A 17146-nucleotide genomic window follows, 5' to 3' on the forward strand; every position below is an offset into this window, starting at 1 on the left:
CGATGCCGCATCCAGCCAGGCAGAAGCTACCCACGACCGCCCCGAAGCAAGCCACATTTGCATATGTCCTATAAGGGAGCGTTAAGTTGAGAGCATTGCGGGCGCCCGCACTACCCGGACCTACATCATCGACATTCAAATTGTGCTACCGCCGTGCCAGCTAGCTATTCGTAAGCGTTGCGTAGCAGGCGGCGGCTTGATGCTGTTACTTGTCATTGGTCGTTCGGTTGAATGAACGGCAGCACGGGGCCGGATGCAGTCAGCAAGCGCGGCGAGGGATCGTGCTCACCCTTGAGTTGTGCGCACGACTGGCGCACAATTAGCGCATTGTTTTCCTAGGAGCGCTCGATGAACTCCCTGACCAAAGACACCCGCCTGCACATCCGGTGTGACCAGGAAGTTCGGCGTCTGCTCGACAAGGCGGCGGCCTACGCGCACATGAGCGTGTCGGAGTTCGTGCTGCGAAACGCTGTCGAGCAGGCCCAGACTCTGGTGCAGCAGCACGAGGCCATCACGCTGTCGCAGCAGGATTTTTCCGCGTTTCTCGATGCCCTGGATGCACCGGCTCACCCCGCTCCGGCCTTGCAGAGGGCGTTCGTCCGCCACGCCAGCCAGGTGCGTTGAGTGGAGTACCGCATTCGCGCGCTCGACAACGAGACGGCGACCGCCGATTTTGTATGTGGGGAGGCGGCGCTGGATGAATACTTGCACCGCTTTGCCAGGCAGAACGTCAAGCGCGGAGTGGCGCGGGTGTTCGTGGCGACGCCGGCCGATCTGGTCAGCGAGGTCGCAGGCTTCTACACACTGAGCGCCGCCAGCGTTGCCGCCGAAAAGCTACCCGAGTCCTTGCGCAAGAAGCTGCCGCGTTACCCCGTCCCTGCCGCCTTGCTCGGTCGGCTTGCCGTGAGTGAAGTGGCGCAAGGGCAGGGCCTGGGTTCCATCTTGTTGGTCGATGCTTGCAAGCGGGTGGCCGCCGCCAGCCAGACGCTCGCGGTGGCGGCCATCATCGTCGATGCCAAATCGCCCGCTGCGGCCACCTTCTACAAACACGTCGGATTCGTCGAGCTTCCTGGCCAGCCGGGGCGCTGGATGTTGCCGAGGTCCCATTTCGTTCAGGGACTTTGAACGCCTGATTGTTCTCGACTCACAGAGTCCTTCGCCGTGCGCTTTCCGACCTTCACGGCCGCCGATGTCCCGGGCAATCGCTTAGAATCCGCGTTTTGCCCAAGACCGCACCGACGCTGCCATGCCCCAGAATTCCATATCCCGTCCCGTCCGCACCCGCTTCGCCCCCAGCCCGACCGGCTACCTGCATATCGGCGGCGCGCGCACCGCGCTGTTCTCGTGGGCCTTTGCCCGTCGCCACGGTGGCAGCTTCATCCTGCGCATCGAGGACACCGACGTCGCGCGCTCCACCCCCGCGGCGGTGCAGGCGATCCTCGACGGCATGCAGTGGCTGGGCCTGGAGCACGACGAGGGCCCGTTCTACCAGATGCAGCGCATGGACCGTTACAAGGAGGTCATCGGCCAGATGCTGGCCGCCGGCGCCGCCTACCACTGCTACATGTCGTCCGAGGAGCTTGACCAGATCCGCGAGGCACAGCGAGCGCGGGGCGAGAAGCCGCGCTACGACGGGCGCTGGCGCCCCGAGGCGGGCAAGACCCTGCCGCCGCCGCCCGCGGGCGTGCAGCCGGTGGTGCGTTTCTGCAACCCGAGCGAGGGCGTGGTGGCCTGGGATGACCTGGTCAAGGGTCGCATCGAGATCGCCAACGCCGAGATGGACGACTTCATCATCGCGCGCGCCGACGGCACGCCGACCTACAACTTTTGCGTGGTGGTGGACGACTGGGACATGGGCATCACGCACGTCATCCGCGGCGACGACCATGTGAACAACACCCCGCGCCAGATCAACGTGCTGCGCGCGCTCGGCGCCGAAGTGCCGCTGTACGCCCACCTGTCGATGATCCTCGGCGACGACGGCACCAAGCTCTCCAAGCGTCACGGCGCGGTGAGCGTGATGCAATACGACGAGGACGGTTACCTGCCCGAGGCGGTGATCAACTACCTGGCGCGCCTGGGCTGGAGCCACGGCGACGACGAGATCTTCAGCCGCGAGCAGTTCGTCGAGTGGTTCGACCTCGACCACATCACGCCCTCGGCCGCGCAGTTCAACACCGAGAAGCTCAACTGGCTCAACGCGCAGTACATCAGGAAGGCGGACGATTCGTTCCTCGCCGCCGAGGTCGCCAACCGCCTGGCGCGGCGCGAGGTGAATCCGGAGACCGGGGTGAGCCTGGAGGCGGTGGTGGCGCTGTACAAGGACCGCGCCACCAACCTCAACGAGCTCGCCGATGCGGCAGAGCTGTTCGTGGCCGACGTGCATCCGGCGCCGGAGGTGATCGGCCAGCATCTGACCGACGCGGCGCGGGCCGCGCTCGCCAGCCTGCGTGCGCGCCTGGCGGACACGGAGTGGAGCAAGGCCGCGCTGTCGCAGGCGATCAAGGACACCATGGCCGAGCACGGCCTGAAGATGCCGCAGGTGGCTATTCCGTTGCGCGTGGCGGTGCTTGGCGTGCCGCAGACCCCGGCGATTGACGCGGTGCTCGAGGTGCTCGGGCGCGAGCGTGTGCTGCAGCGGCTTGATCGCCGCCTCTGAACGCAGTGAGGGCGTGGGTTCAGGCGCCTTCCGGCGGAACGATGTCCGATAGGTGGAGCATGACGCGGTTCCGCCCCTCGTTCTTGGCCTGGTAGAGCGCGTTGTCCGCGCGCCCGAGCGGTGTCTCGGGTTTGTGATCGTCAGGCCGCAGGCGGGTGACGCCGATGCTGGCGGTGACCGTGACGGCTGTGCCGTCCGCGGTGCGCACAGGATGGGTCTCGAGCGCCTTGCGCAGGCGCTCGGCAGTTTGCATTGCGCTCACCGCATCGTCGTCCGGCAGCAGCGCAGCGAATTCTTCCCCGCCGAGGCGTCCGATCACGTCCGAGTGACGCAGCGTCTGCCGGGACAGGGCGGCCAGGTTGCGCAGCACCTCATCGCCGGTAGCGTGGCCGAAGTTGTCATTGACCTGCTTGAAGTGGTCGAGATCGATCATCAACAGCGAGGCCTGTGTCGCGTGACGACTCACGCGACCGAGTTCGGCCTGTAGCCGCTCGAGGAAGTGGCGCCGGTTGGCCACCCCCGTCAGTGCGTCGGTGTTGGCGAGCGCCACCAGGGCCTCCTCGCGCCGCTTGTTCTCGCTGATGTCGTGGAACACCACGACGGCGCCGTTGAGTCGCCCGTCCTCGATCAGTGGCGCACAGGTCAACTCCACCGGAAAGCCGCTGCCGTCGCGTCGGATGAACCACTCTTCCTGCCTCCGGACCAAGCCATCCTTCAGCGTCTTGGCAATCGGGCACTCCGTTTCCGGGTAAGGCTGGCCGTCGTGGTGCGAATGGTGGAACAGCAGATGCTGACGTTTGCCTTCGATCTCGTCCTGGCGAAAGCCGAGCATGCGCAGGGCAGAGGTGTTGATGAAGCTTGTGTGACCTTCGAGGTCAACACCGTAGATCCCTTCCTCGGCGGTCATCAGCAGCACCTCGTTGCGCTGGGCGAGCTGTGAGATCTCGTGTGTCTGCGCAACCAGTTGTGCCCGCCACTCTCGCCGCGACAGGTGTGCGACGCCGAGGATGAGCCCCTGCACCAGCAGGAATCCCGCCAGACCCGAGAGGATCTTCTCCTCCCGTGCGGCGCCCAGCGCCTGAAGCGTGGGTGTTACGTCGCGCCAGATCGTCAGCGCGCCGACCGGTCCGCGACCCGGGTCGAGCTCTGCCTGGAAATCCTGCAGGGGGACGCGGAGCAGGTCGAAGTGCTGCCCGCCGGCGTGCATGCGTTCGATCTGGTAGGGGGCGTTGAAGGGAGCGAGCCTGCCTTCCTGGATCCATTGGCGGAGCTCGGGCCGTGAGTGGGCAAGCAGGAAGCAGCAGCTGTGGTCCTCGTGTGAGCGCGGGGGCTTGAAGGCGTCCCACATCGTGGCCGAAACCGCGTTGGGATTCAGTAGCACGCCGTAGCCGACCCCGGTCGACCGTGTCAGCCGCTCGATGGAACCGTCGAGAAGGGCCCCCAGTTCGATCAGCCCGACCAGCGCCGGTGGGGTGTCTGCGTGGTGGGCCATCACCGGCACGGCGCCACGCAGCCCGGCGAACGCACGGCCGATCTCGAAGCCGCTCTGGGCGATGCGCTCGCGGGCCGCTGCTTCGAGCAGGGGACGGACTTCACCAAGCGCGTCACCATGCTCTCCGGGGGCATGCAAGCGCAGCACCGAAATGAGGTCTGGCGTCACCAATTGCAGCTGGCGAATGCCCAATTCGTCGCGCAACACCTGCCAGCGCGGCTCGAGCACGGTACGCAGGTCTTCCTGGAGCGCGGAGAACATTTCCCCGCGCTCCGAGCTGTCTGCAGGGTGCGGCAGGGCGGCGACACGCGTCATCAGGCGAATGAGCTCGGGCTCACTCGCAAGAATCTGCGCAAGGTTGACGAGGTTGCGTTCGAGCTCGGCCAGCTGGACCTCATAGGTCGTCCGCAGGGCGAGGATCTCCGTGTGCAGTTCCTGGGTGTTCCGACGCTCGTCCTGGCGGACGAAGTAGGCTGTTGCCGACAGGAAGATGAGGCCTGTGACGAAGCTTACGAGGATGAGGATCCGTCGATAGGTGATCACTTGGCTGCCCGTGGTCGGTCGCTGGAGTACGACGGTTCAATTATCCATCTCCAGGATCGATTCGGAGCGTGTCAAAGTTGGCGAATTGTGGCGGCTTTGTAAGTATTCGTGCTCGGACGCGTGCGACGGTGAAGGTGATGTGGCGCCCGTTTGGGGTCAGGTGCTCGTGGCTTCGAAGCGTCCAGCGCGGATCGCGTCGGCCAGATCGCACGCCAGCGGAAGGGGGTCGCCTTCGAGCTGGCTAGCCAGATGCTCGGCCACGAGCATGGACCAGACGAGTCCGCGGGCGCCGAACCCCGACAGCGCGTACAGTTTTCGCCCGGCATCGAGGGCGCCGACCATAGGCAGCCGGTCCGGCGAGGCCGGCCGGAAGCCGACGCGCCCGGCAAGCTGTGCGGCCTCGAATCCTTGTGCCGCGCCGGGCAGCATGCTCTCGAGCTTGGCCAAGTTCTCCGCGTGGTCGGCAGGGCGCAGTGTGGGGTCGTCGTCGTCCACCGCGAAGGTGGCACCGGCGCAGCGCAGGCCGTCGATCTCGGGGCTGATGTAGCCCCCGCAGCAGACGACGACGCGTGGCGGGCTGCTTGCCTTGGCGGGCAGCAGCGAGACTTGGCCGCGGGCGCTGACGACCGGCAGCGCGCTGGCCTGTGGAAAGCTCCGGATGCCGGTCCCTGCTGCCAGGATCAGTGTCGGTGCTGCGGCGATCCGGCTGCCGTCGGCGGCAATTGCCTCCCAGTGTTCAGCCACGTGAACGATACGATCGACCTGTGCGCCAAGATGTGTGTGGAGGGGGGCGCTGGCGCTCGCGCTGTCGAGCAGGGCACGGCACAGGCTCGGCGGCTGAACCCAGCCGCTGTCACCAAAGAACCAGCCACCGTGCCGCACCGCGCAACCGGCGATCGCCGCGGCTTCCTTTGCGTCCACGTAGCGCAGGTGCGTCGAAGGGAGTCCGAGGGCCTCGACCACCTTGCGCATCTTGCCTTCCTGCGCGTTGTCCCGGGCGAGGTGCAGCACGCCGCAGGCCTCGGCCCTGGGTGCGAACCCGTCGCGTCTCAGGCGCGCAATCATTTGCCAGCCATAGAGGCTGCCAGCACGCGTCAGACGGCTCATGCGGTTGTCGTCCAGGCTGGGCAGCGGGCGCAGCACCCCGGCGTGGTTACCGGACGCGCCCTGGCCGGTGCCCGCCGCAGCGTCGATCAGGTCGATGCGCCACCCACGCGCCGCCAGCCGCTCGGCTACGCTGCAGCCCGCGATGCCGGCACCGATGATCAGCGCGTGGCGATGGGGTGCGGGCTCGGGCGGTACGGGTACGTTGAGGCGGCCGCGCAACATCTGGCGTTTGCCGCGGAAGCCGGGCGATTTCTCGAGCGCAAAGCCGGCGCTGCGCAATCCCTTGCGCACATGGCCGGCGACCGACCACGTGGCGACGGTGGCGCCCGGTGCGGCCAGGCGCGCGAGTTGGCAGAAGATGCGCTCCGACCAGAGTTCGGGATTGCGCGCGGGGGAGAAGCCATCCAGATAGATGGCATCGGCGCGAAGTGTCAGTTGGCCGAGCCCGTCGCGTGCATCGCCGAAGTAGAGCGTCAGCGTGACCCGTCCACCGTCAAGGTGCAAGCGCTGCAGGCCAGGTGCAAGAACCGGCCAGCGTGCCTGGAGCTCGGTAGCGAGCGGCGCGAGCTCCGGCCAGCGAGCGTGCAGGGTTACGAGATGCTCGCGGGTGAATGGGTGGAGTTCGCAGGAAACGAAGTGCAGCCGTGTGCTGCGTTGCGCATCGGCCCGCCAGGCGGCCCAGGTGGCGAGAAAGTTGAGCCCGAGGCCAAAGCCCGTCTCGAGGACGACGAAGCGCTCGCGTCCCTTCCAGCGCTGTGGCAGGTCGTTCCCGGCGAGAAAGACGTGCTGTACCTGCCCGAGTGCGCCGTGGGCGGAGTGATAGACGTCCTCGAAGGCTTCGGACCAGGGCGTGCCGTCATCGGCGAAGGCGAGCCGGGCTGGAAAGAGCGGCATCAGGTCAGGGGGCGGAGCGTGTGGCCGGGCGCCTGGCTCAGTGCGCGGTCTGCGCCCTGCCGGGCAGCAGGCGTTTCATCAGGCTGACGAGCAGCAGCACCGCCGCACCGGCGATGAGGCCAAACACCCCGTCAAGCAGGCTTGGAACCAGCGCCCCCGCAACGCCTTCCATGTCGACCGTGAGCGATGCGATCAGGTGGTGAACAGGTGGCAGGCCGTGGCTGAGAATCCCGCCGCCGACGAGGAACATCGCCAGTGTTCCCAGCACCGAAAGTGCCCGCATCAGCCAGGGCGCCAGCCACAGCAGGGCGGCGCCGGTGCCACGTGCGATCGCGTTGGCCCGGCGGCGCAGGTAGAGGCCTGCATCGTCGAGCTTGACGATGGCCGCCACGAGCCCATACACGCCGGTGGTGATCATCACTGCGATGCTGATCAGCACGGCGACCTGGGTGGTGAAGTCCATGCCGCTCACCACACCGAGCGCGATCACGATGATCTCGGCCGACAGGATGAAATCGGTGCGGATCGCGCCCCTGATCTTGTCCTTTTCCAGCACGACAAGGTCGGCTTCGGGGTTGGTCATCGCTTCGACCACCTTGCGGCGGTGCTCGGCATCTTCCTTGCCATGGAGGTACTTGTGCGCCAGCTTCTCGACGCCTTCGAAGCAGAGGAAGGCGCCGCCCAGCATCAGCAGGGGCACGATCAGCCACGGAATGAACGCGCTGATCGCCAGCGCGGCGGGCACCAGGATGGCCTTGTTCACCATCGACCCCTTGGCCACCGCCCACACGACCGGCAGCTCACGGTCGGCTTCGACGCCGGACACCTGCTGCGCGTTGAGGGCGAGGTCGTCGCCCAGCACGCCCGCCGTCTTCTTGGTCGCCACCTTGGTCATGGTGGCGACATCGTCGAGGATGCTGGCGATGTCGTCGAGAAGAACGAAGAGGCTGGTGCCGGCCATCGGCGGCTTACTCCGGACGCATCTGCGGGAACAGGATCACGTCGCGGATTGCCGGCGCATCGGTCAGCAGCATCACCAGGCGGTCGATGCCGATGCCGCAGCCACCCGTCGGGGGCAGGCCGTACTCGAGCGCGCGGATGTAGTCGGCGTCGAAGTACATGGCTTCCTCGTCGCCGGCTTCCTTGGCCTCGACCTGGGCGCGGAAGCGCGCGGCCTGGTCCTCGGGGTCGTTCAACTCGGAGAAGCCGTTCGCGATTTCGCGCCCGACGATGAAGAGCTCGAAGCGCTCGGTGATCTCGGGGTCGGTGTCGGAGGCGCGCGCCAGCGGCGAGACTTCGACCGGGTAGTCGATGATGAAGGTCGGCTCCCACAGCTCGGCCTCAGTGCAGGCCTCGAACAGCTGCAACTGCAGGCTGCCCAGCCCGCCCGGCTTCACCTTCTCGCCGAAGGCGACGATCTTTGCCTTCAGCCATTCGGCATCCGCCAGCTGCTCCTCGGTGAAACCCGGGTGGTACTTGCGGATCGCCTGCACGATGGTGAGGCGGTGGAAGGGCTTGGACAGGTCCAGCTCGCGGCCTTGGTAAACGAAGGATTCGGTGCCCAGCGCCTCGCGCGCGGCGTGTCGGATCAGGCCCTCGGTGAAGTCCATCAGCGTCTTGTAGTTCGCGTACGCCTCGTAGAACTCCATCATCGTGAATTCGGGGTTGTGGCGCGGACTGAGGCCTTCGTTGCGGAAGTTGCGGTTGACCTCGAACACCTTCTCGAAGCCGCCCACCACCAGGCGCTTGAGGTAGAGCTCTGGCGCGATGCGCAGGAACAGCTCCATGTCGAGCGCGTTGTGGTGGGTGGTGAAGGGCTTGGCCGCGGCGCCGCCGGGGATGGGGTGCATCATCGGCGTCTCGACCTCGAGGAAGCCATGACCCGTCATGTAGTTGCGGATCGACTGCACCATGCGGCTGCGCGCGACGAAGGTGAAGCGCGTCTGCTCGTTCATGATCATGTCGACGTAGCGCTGGCGGTACTTCTGCTCGACGTCGGTGAGGCCGTGGAACTTGTCCGGCAGCGGGCGCAGGCTCTTGGTCAGCAGGCGGATCTCGCTGGCCTTGACCGACAGCTCGCCGGTCTTGGTCTTGAACACGGTGCCCACGCAGCCGACGATGTCGCCGATGTCCCAGGTCTTGAACTGGGCGTACACGTCCTCACCCACGCCGTCGCGCTGCACGTAGAGCTGGATGCGGCCCGACAGGTCCTGGATGGTGACGAAGCTCGCCTTGCCCATGACGCGCTTCAACATGATGCGGCCGGCCACCTTGACCTCGACCGGCGTGGCTTCCAGCGCGTCCGCCTCCTTCTCGCCGTAGAGCTCATCGAGCTTGCCGGCGGTGTTCTCGCGCGAGAAGTCATTGGGGAATGCGCGGCCGCTGGCGCGCCAGGCGGCGAGTTTCTCGCGACGCTCGGCGATCAGGTGGTTCTCGTCCTGCGGCGGAGTGTTCGTCTGGTCGGACATGGTCGGTGTCGGGGCGGTAAGAGTGGATGCGGCGCGGGTGCGACCCCGGCGCGAAAGGCGTAATTGTGGCAGGCCCGGCGCCATGCGGCAATCGCGTGCTTACCCGGGTGCACGTTTCTGCACGGCTGGGCTAAAGTCCGGCGCTCTTTGACCGATTAGTCCATTAAGACTATTTCTCCTGGCGGAAGATTCTCATGAGCACGTTCAGCGAACTTTACGAATCAGTGGAGCGGACCTTCTGGAACTCGCTGACCAAGAAGCTCCTAAGCCTGTTGATGTTGCTCGTCTTCAACCTTGGCTATTTCGCGATCTGGAGCAGCCAGCGTTCCGACGTCGAGCAGGCCTTGCGGACTGGGGGCGCCTCGCCCGAGACGCTTGCCCAGGTGAGCGCAGCCTTCGACTTCGGGCTGTATGCCATGCTGGTGCTCACCGCGTTCGCAGTCGCGTTCCTGGTGGGGCAGATCCTCTATTTGCGGCATCTGATCGTACGCCCGATCCGGGTCGTCACACGTATCTTCAACGAGATCGCCCAAGGGCAGGGCGACTTCTCCCGTGATCTGCCACTGACCACGCATGACGAGTTGCGCGAGCTTGCGGAGGGGTACAACCGCTTCGCGGTCAAGATGCGCGAGGTGATCGGCAGCGTGCGCACCATGAGCGTCAGCATTGCCCGCGAGGCGGTTCAGGTGAAACTGGGTGTCGAGAACTCGGCCCGTGACGCGCGCAAGCAGGGGGAGATGACGCGCCTGGTGTTCGATGCGAGCACCAGTTCCACCTCGGCGATCGCCGACGTGTCGGGCAGCGCGCGTGCGATAGACGGTTCGACGCGCAGCAACCTCGAGATCGCACGCGCTTCGCTCGCGGAGGTGCAGAACGTGGCGGAGAAGATCAATCTCGTCAGCGAGAAGCTGCAGCGCTTCAACCACACCGTCGACGACCTGTCGCAGCGCTCCGAGAGTGTCATGCAGATTGCCGCGCTGATTCGCGAGATCGCCGATCAGACCAACCTGCTCGCGCTCAATGCTGCGATCGAGGCCGCCCGCGCGGGCGAGGCCGGGCGCGGCTTCGCCGTGGTGGCGGACGAGGTGCGCAAGCTCGCCGAGCGCGTCAACAAGGCTACTCAGGAGATCGTCGGCAACATCAATGGCATGCTCGAGCTGGTCGGTGAGACGCGGTCCGAGAACGAAGTCATCAACGCGGACGTGCATCAGACGCGCGAGGTGGTCACGCGATCGGCAGCGCAGTTCGAGCACATGGTGGGCGAGTTCGAGCGGACCGGCGAGCAGCTCACGCAAATTGCGGGGGGCATGGAGTCGCTGAACGAGACCAACGCACGCGTGCACGAGAACGTCAGCCTGATCCACGATCTGTCGACCACCGTGGCCGGCCAGATGGACCAGTGCGAGCGCCGCACCAACGAGCTTACCAAGTCGACCGAAGCGGTGCAGGAGCTGGTGTCGCGCTTCACCATCGGCAGCGGCGCCTTCGACAACCTGGTCACGCAGGCGCGCGAGTTCCGCGACCGGGTGCAGGCGACACTGCAGGCCATGGCAGATTCCAAGGTGGACGTCTTCGACCGCAATTACCGCCCGATCGCCGGCACCAATCCGACGAAATTCAAGGTGGCCTGGAGCGAAGAATTCACCCGTCGCTGCCAGGGCATGCTGGACGAGGCGCTTGAGCGCGCGCGGTGCAGCCTATGCGGTTGCGGTCAACACCGACAGCTACCTCTCGGCGCACAACGCCTGTTATTCGAAGGCGCTCACCGGCGATCCGGAAAAGGATCTGGTCGGCAACCGCACCTGCCGCAAGTTCGAGCGCCCGCCCGAACTGCGCGCGGCGCGCAATACGGAGTCCATGCTGCTACAGACCTTCCTGCGCGACACGGGCGAGGTGCTGTGCGACATCGCCATGCCGATCATGGTGAATGGCCGCCATTGGGGCAACGTGCGCATCGGCGCGCCGGCGGAGGCGCTGCTGGAGCGCTGAAGCGCTGCCCCCTGAGCAACCCGGCCTTCATGGTTACCGTGAACACTGGGTTGCTTAGTCCACCGCCCGCTGCAGCACCCCGATCGGTGGCGCCCAGTCGGTGCCGGGCTGCTTCTTGCGCGTGACCAGCGTCAGTTGGGCTGGGGCGAAGACGTTTGCGTTGTGGGTGACCGGCGTGGTGATCAGGTATTGCGCGCGGGTAGCGCGCAGGAAGGTGCCGACGCGGTCGATATTGGCGACGTCCAGGTGAGCAAAGGGCTCGTCGATGAAGACGAAGCCGCCCGGGCGGGATTCGTCCATCAGCAGGCCGATCAGCAGGATCAGCGACTTCATGACCTGCTGCCCGCCCGAGGCCTCGCCGTCGTTGAGGCCCACCGCACCCTTGCGGTCGAAGTCGAAGCGCACCTCCAGCCCGGCCTGGGCGAGCGAGAGGTCGTCATTGTCCAGGTGCGGGGTGGGGCAGTCCACGCTGACGTTGGCCAACTCGCCGAGCGCCTTCAGGTTCTTCGCGTACTGGCGCACGGTGGCACGCAGCTTGGCGATGTAGGCTGCGCGTGCGTTGTCGGTGTGCAGGCGCGCGGTGGTGCAGTAGCCCTGGCGGTTGAGGTAGTCGCGCTCGCGCAGCGCGACGTCGGCGCCGAGACGGTCGCGCACCACCAGCACCGCCGGGTCGGTGATCCAGTCGCCTTCGTCGAGGTGGCGGCGCAGGCGTTCGACTTGCAGGCGGGCGCCACGGGCATCGCCGTATTTGTCTGCGAGCAGGGCGAGCTCGCTGGTGTCGAGCCAGTGCGCGGGCATGCCGCGCCGACGGCGGCGCAGCTTGAGGATGCGTTCGGCCTGGGTGTGGCGGCGCGGGCCGTGCTCGCGCGCAATGTCGGCCAGGCGCAGGTCGATGGCCTTGAGTTCGCGATTGCGGCGGTCGAGCTCGATCTGGATGCCGTTGAGCTTTTCGGCGAGACGGTCCATCTCGCCGCGCGTCTCGGTGCGCTCGGCAATCGCTTCGGTGAGCGCCCTGCGCGCGGCGGGCAGCTCGGTTTCGGCACTTACGTAGGTTTCGGCCTTGGCTGCGAGCAATTGCGCCGACTGCAGGCCTAGCAGGCGCTGGCGGATCGTGGTGAGCCGGGCTGCGGCCGCATCCAGCTTGGGGCGCAGGGCCTGGAGCTGCTTGTCCAGCCCGGCGATCTCGTCCTGCAGCGCGGCGATTCGCGACTGGCGGGCGAGCTCGCCGAAGTGGAATTCCTGCGGCCGGCCGAGGTGGCGTGCGCCGCGGCGCTCGCGGTGGTAGCCGTCGCGGGTGATCCATTCCTGCTCGCGCGGCAGGTCGCGCGCGGCCTCGGCGTGCTCTACGCGGCGGATACGGTTGAGCAAGTCGGCGAGCCAGCGCGGCACCGGGGCGCTGAACTCGACCACTTCAGCGAGGCTCATCGGTCGCGGAGGCGGCGCATTCTCGCGTTCCGGGACGATGAAGTGCCGGAAGCGTTCGCGCTCGCCGAGCGCCCATGCCGCATGCCGGTCGGCTTCGCGTTCGAGCAGGATCAGATTTCGGTAGGGGCGCAGGATGGCCTCGAGCGCGGCCTGCCACGCGGGGTCGATGACCTCCACCACCTCGGCCAGGCTCTTGTGCGCGATGCCTTCGGCCGTGAGCTTGACGCGAAAGCGCGCCACCTCGGTGTCGCCCGGCGGGCCGGCCCGGTTGCGCTCGCCGCGCAGGGTGTCGGTCTTCTCCTCGAAGGCGGTGACCAGCTCTCGCTCCTTGCGGCGCAGTGCGGCGAGCGCAGCGTCGGCTTCCTCATGCTCCTTTTCCAGCGCGACGGCGTCCGCCCCGTGTTCGCTGGCGAGCTGGGCGCGCAGCATGTCCCGCTCGTCGAGCAGCTTCTCCAGGTCGCGCACGCGGTCGTGGGCGGCGAGGTAGTGCTTTTCGGAGGCGGTGTCGCTTTCCTTCAGGCGCTTGCGCTCGGCCTGCGCGCCTTCCTGCTCGATACGCACGCCCTCCAGGCGCTGGCGGGATTCGCGTTGCTCGACGAGTTTCTCGGCGCGCTCGCGGCCAATGCGCTGCAGGGCTTCGCGTTCGCTGGCAATCTCGCGCTCGAGTTCGGCGATCTCGAGGCGGGGGACGATCTCGGCCTCCAGCGCCTGTGCTTCGTCGGCAAGCTGCTTCCACTCCAGGAAGCGGTTGGCCTCGGCCTTTTTCTCCTCGGCCTGGGTCTTCAGGCGGTCGAGATCGATGCCGAGCTCGCCCAGCTCGCGCTCGGCGGATTTCTGCTCCTCGCGCGCGGCCTGGTAGTTGTCCAGCACCTCCTTGTCGCCGAAGACGTCGAAGACGAGTTCGAGCAGGGCTTTGGGCGAGTATTCGCACAGCTTGTCGGTGTCGCCCTGTTCCAGCGCGAGCACCTTGGTGATGGCTGGGGTCAGGCCGCCCCAGGCGAGGCGGTTCTGGTAGTCGCGCAGGCCGATCCAGTCGTTGGTCTGCTCGAGCGCCTCGATCGCCAGATTGCCGTCGACGATGGTGTAGTCGCGGATCCAGTCGCCGCCGGCCTTGCGGATGCGGCAGGCGAGCGTGACCTCGTCCGCCAGGCAGGGGAAGAAGGGCCGCTTGCCGCTGTGGCCGGGCTGGTTGGCGACCACCGCGCGGATCCACGCGAAGCTGCGATCGGCGCGGCGCACGTAGCGGCGGAAGTCGCGCTTGCCCGAGCAGCGCAGCGCGAACAGCGTGCGCAGAGCGTCGAGCAGCGTGGTCTTGCCCGAGCCGTTGGGGCCTACGATGGTGATGATCTGCGCGTCCAGCGGCAGCGAGAAGCGCCGCCAGAAGTCCCAGTGGACGAGCTCGAGAGTCTTGATGTGGAACATGGGCCGGGGTCGCGGTGAGGCTCAGCGCCGCTGCAGCAGCAGCCCGCACTCGAGGTGGTGGGTGTAGGGGAACTGGTCGAAGGCTGCCGCCGCGGCGATGCGGTGGGTGGCGGCGAGCGCGGCGACGTTGGCGCGCAGGGTCTCCGGGTTGCAGGAGATGTAGAGGATGTTGTCGAAGCCTCGGGCGAGCGCAATCGTGCCGTCGTCGAGGCCGGCGCGCGGCGGGTCGACGAAAAGCGTGCTGAAGCGGTAGCCGGCCAGGTCCACGCCCTGCATGCGACGGTACTGGCGCCCGCCGGCGAGCGCGTCGCTGATCTCCTCGCTCGCCATGCGCACCATGGTGACGTTGCCCACGCCGTTGTCGGCGAGGTTGGTGTGTGCGGCGCGCACCGAGGTCTTGCTCATTTCGGTCGCGAGCACACGCCCGAACAGCGGCGCCAGCGCGACGGTGAAATTGCCGTTGCCACAGTAAAGCTCAAGCAGGTCGCCCGGGCCTTGCGAGCGTGCGCCCACTGCCTTGGCCTGCGTGCGCGCCCAGGTCAGCATGTGCTGATTCACGCCGCCGTTGGGCTGGGTGAAGCTGCCTTCGAACTGCTGGTAACGCAGGCGCTGGCCGTCGACCTCGAGCACCTCCTGCACCCAGTCACGATCCAGCACGATCTTCTGCTTGCGGCTGCGGCCGATGAGCTGGATCTGCAGGTCGGCGGCGCGCGCGCGCGCGGCCGCCTCCCAGGCCTCGTCGAGCGGACGGTGATAGACCAGGCTCACCAGGCACTCGCCGCTCAGCGTGGCGAGAAACTCGACCTGGAAGATCCTGCGCCGCAGCGGCTCGCTCGCCTGTAGGGCGTCGCGCAGGCGCGGCATCAGGGTGGCGATGGGTTCGGCGGCGGCGGGGAAGGTTTCGAGCAGGATGGGCTGCTTCGGGTCCGCGCTGTCGAACATCGCGTAGTCGATGCGGCCCTCGTGGTGCCACAGGCGGAACTCGGCGCGCAGGCGGTAGTGCAGCGGCGCGGAGCGGAAGACCGCGGGCTCGGGCAGGTCGAATTCGGCGAAGTCGGCGCGGTAGCGCGCGAGCTTGGTGGAAAGCTGCTCTTCGTAGTGCGCGGGGTGGATGTCGGGCAGGGCCATGGATTCAGCGCTCCTCTTCCGTGGCGTCTTCCTCGTCCGGGAGCACGTCGGCAAAGTCCAAGGCATTGGCCGCAGGCATCGCGTGGCCGGCGGCGGCGAGCACCTCACCGAGCGTGCCGTGGATGACGCGGTCGGCCATCACCCGGTAGTCGAGCGCAAGGTCGAGCAGGGGGCCTTCGCTGATCAGGCCGTTGCGGCGCTCGATGAAGCCGAGGCGGGCGAGCTTGCCGAGCATGAAGTTGCGTACCTTGGTGCGCCCGCCCAGGCGCGGGCCGAAGTCGGCGATCAGCGAAGCCTCGGTGAGTGTGCCGGACACGGACTCGCCATGTGCCACAGGTTTGTCGGCGCCGCCGAAGAGGTCGGTCTGGCCGTCGTCGATCCGTTCGCGGCGGGTGACCTGACGCTCGCGTTTGGGCAGCACGATCAGCGACCAGAGGATCACCAGCAGCGCGATCTCGTCGCGCGTGAGGCCCAGATTGCTGGCGGCGTATTCGCGCCCACCGCCGAACACCGGCTCGGCCATTTCGGACTGCAGTGCCACACCGACATGGGCGGCGTAGGGGTTGTCGAGCAGGCGCAGGCCGACGTCGGCCAGCCGCCGGTCGAGCTCGAGGCGGAAGGTTTCGTCTACCAGCGCGCGGCGCACCTGCTTGTCGCTGCGCGGCAGCCAGCGCTGCGCGAGCAGCCGGGCGGTGAGCGTCTTGAGTTCGTGTTCCATGGGCAGTCCTGGCGGCTCAGGCCGTGGCGGTGTTGCGTGGGCGCACTTCGCCGAGCGTGATCGCGGCGATCTCGTCTTCGCCGACGGCGGTGAGCGTGTCACCAAACTCGACCTCCAGCGGCAGGCGCATGAAACTGCTCACTGGGCCATCCTCCGAGCCGCCCTCGGGACCGGTACGGGCGCCATCCGCAAGCAGGGCGAGCAGCGACAGACGGTAGCTTGCCGGCGCGAAGCCGCCGCCGGCGATCACGCGCTGGAGTGGCTGCGGCGCCGGCAGGCCTTCGAGACGGTGGGTGAAATGCTCCAGCAGGCGCAGGTCTTCGGTGTGTGGCGCGACCTCGCCCGAGGTGTCGTCGGGAGGCGGCAGGCGCGCGTCGATCGCGGCGGTCACCGCATTGCCGTCGAGCTGGCTTTCGGCACGGTCGAGCAATTCGTGACCACCGGCCAGCAGTGCGAGCTCGGGCACCGCGGCGAACGCGTCGAACGCGAGCCCTGCGAGCGCATCCGCATCGAGGCTGCGAAGCCAGGCGGAGACGTCCGAGGACGAGATTCCCGAGGCGCCCAGCGTTACCCGCTGCGACTCGATCTTGTTGAGCGCGCGCTGGAAAGAGGCGTCTGCGCGTGCGAGACGTGACTGCGCCAGACCGATGCGTTGGGCAACGCGGGCGATGTCGAAGTCGACCTCGGGGTCGGCAAGCAGCTTGTTGAGCAGCTCGGTGCCGCGCTCCAGCCAGCGCCCGTTGGCCGACAGCCGGCGACGTGCATCGAGGATGCGGAACTCGGAGCCCGAGGCGATCGCCTCCTCGAAGTGCCAGGTGAGGTCGTTGAGCTTGGACAGCAGATGGCCGAGGGATTCGGCCGTGACGCCGCCCACGGCCTGCAGGCCGGCGAGCTGGGCGGTGAGGAAGCCGAGCTCGGCGTCTTCTTCCTCGCCGAAGCGCAGCAGCATGGCGATCGCCGCCACCGCATTGCGGCCGATGTCGGACAGCGCGTAGTGGCCGTCCTCGCCGATCGCGAGCAGGGCGTTGTCGCGCAGGCGCTTCAGCACCGTCTCGAGCTTGACCGGGTCGAGGTAGGTGAAGCGCGCGCGCAAGGCCTCGGGCGCCCAGCGCGGCGAGTCCGCTTCGCGCCCGATCTCGCGCAGCACCAGCAGGCGCATCAGCACCTCGGGCTCGGTGCCGCGGAAGAGCGTGATGAAGGCGTCGAGCAGCGGACGGGCCGAGGCCAGCGCCGCGAGCTCGGGCACCTCGTCGGCGTCGACGCCTGCGGCGAGGAAGTCGGACAGGAAAGGGTCAGTCAAA

Annotated in this window: 10 protein-coding genes and 2 pseudogenes; 4 read left to right on the plus strand and 8 right to left on the minus strand. The window is 67.2% G+C overall.

Annotated features, from left to right (window positions below):
• The first annotated feature begins 348 nt into the window (after nucleotides 1–348).
• From ACPT9U_RS11880 to gltX, 3 genes are all read left to right on the plus strand, one after another.
• Complete coding sequence (locus ACPT9U_RS11880) at nucleotides 349–624, plus strand: DUF1778 domain-containing protein (protein WP_435751084.1); 276 nt, start codon at nucleotides 349–351, stop codon at nucleotides 622–624.
• The gene (locus ACPT9U_RS11885) at nucleotides 625–1125 is read left to right on the plus strand and encodes a GNAT family N-acetyltransferase (protein WP_435751085.1); all 501 of its coding nucleotides are present in this window, start codon (nucleotides 625–627) and stop codon (nucleotides 1123–1125) included.
• A gap of 121 nt (nucleotides 1126–1246) precedes the next feature.
• Nucleotides 1247–2659 carry a glutamate--tRNA ligase gene (gene gltX, locus ACPT9U_RS11890; protein ID WP_435751086.1) on the plus strand — a complete coding sequence of 471 codons (1413 nt, stop codon included), beginning with the start codon at nucleotides 1247–1249 and terminating at the stop codon, nucleotides 2657–2659.
• Nucleotides 2660–2678: 19 nt separating this feature from the next.
• On the opposite strand, the gene ACPT9U_RS11895 is transcribed toward gltX, so the two are convergent.
• From ACPT9U_RS11895 to lysS, 4 genes are all read right to left on the minus strand, one after another.
• Nucleotides 2679–4694, minus strand: coding sequence for a diguanylate cyclase (locus tag ACPT9U_RS11895; RefSeq protein WP_435751087.1), 2016 nt, complete (start codon nucleotides 4692–4694; stop codon nucleotides 2679–2681).
• A gap of 156 nt (nucleotides 4695–4850) precedes the next feature.
• Nucleotides 4851–6695, minus strand: coding sequence for a bifunctional tRNA (5-methylaminomethyl-2-thiouridine)(34)-methyltransferase MnmD/FAD-dependent 5-carboxymethylaminomethyl-2-thiouridine(34) oxidoreductase MnmC (gene mnmC / locus ACPT9U_RS11900; RefSeq protein ID WP_435751088.1), 1845 nt, complete (start codon nucleotides 6693–6695; stop codon nucleotides 4851–4853).
• Nucleotides 6696–6732: 37 nt separating this feature from the next.
• Entirely contained in the window at nucleotides 6733–7656 is a 924-nt protein-coding gene (locus ACPT9U_RS11905) for a DUF808 domain-containing protein (RefSeq protein WP_435751089.1), read from the minus strand.
• Between the two features lie 7 nt (nucleotides 7657–7663).
• A complete protein-coding gene (gene lysS, locus ACPT9U_RS11910; RefSeq protein ID WP_435751090.1) occupies nucleotides 7664–9163 on the minus strand; it encodes a lysine--tRNA ligase in 1500 nt (499 codons plus the stop codon).
• Between the two features lie 194 nt (nucleotides 9164–9357).
• Between lysS and ACPT9U_RS11915 the strand changes: the two are divergent.
• A pseudogene (locus ACPT9U_RS11915) lies at nucleotides 9358–11152 on the plus strand (methyl-accepting chemotaxis protein).
• Between the two features lie 2712 nt (nucleotides 11153–13864).
• Here the strand turns inward: ACPT9U_RS11915 and ACPT9U_RS11920 are convergent.
• The 4 genes and pseudogenes from ACPT9U_RS11920 to ACPT9U_RS11935 all read right to left on the minus strand — a co-directional run.
• Nucleotides 13865–13975, minus strand: a pseudogene (locus tag ACPT9U_RS11920) (AAA family ATPase); the annotation flags it as partial.
• Between the two features lie 45 nt (nucleotides 13976–14020).
• Nucleotides 14021–15127: a tRNA (uridine(54)-C5)-methyltransferase TrmA gene (gene trmA / locus ACPT9U_RS11925; protein WP_435751091.1), complete on the minus strand. Its 1107-nt coding sequence runs from the start codon at nucleotides 15125–15127 to the stop codon at nucleotides 14021–14023.
• A gap of 4 nt (nucleotides 15128–15131) precedes the next feature.
• On the minus strand, nucleotides 15132–15845 hold the full coding sequence (locus ACPT9U_RS11930; RefSeq protein ID WP_418363217.1) for a hypothetical protein: 714 nt from the start codon (nucleotides 15843–15845) through the stop codon (nucleotides 15132–15134).
• A 16-nt stretch (nucleotides 15846–15861) separates the two neighbouring features.
• A complete protein-coding gene (locus ACPT9U_RS11935) occupies nucleotides 15862–17145 on the minus strand; it encodes a hypothetical protein (RefSeq protein WP_418363216.1) in 1284 nt (427 codons plus the stop codon).
• Nucleotide 17146 lies beyond the last annotated feature (1 nt).

The organism is Thauera sp. AutoDN2, assembly GCF_051280715.1.
Classification (GTDB): Bacteria; Pseudomonadota; Gammaproteobacteria; order Burkholderiales; family Rhodocyclaceae; genus Thauera.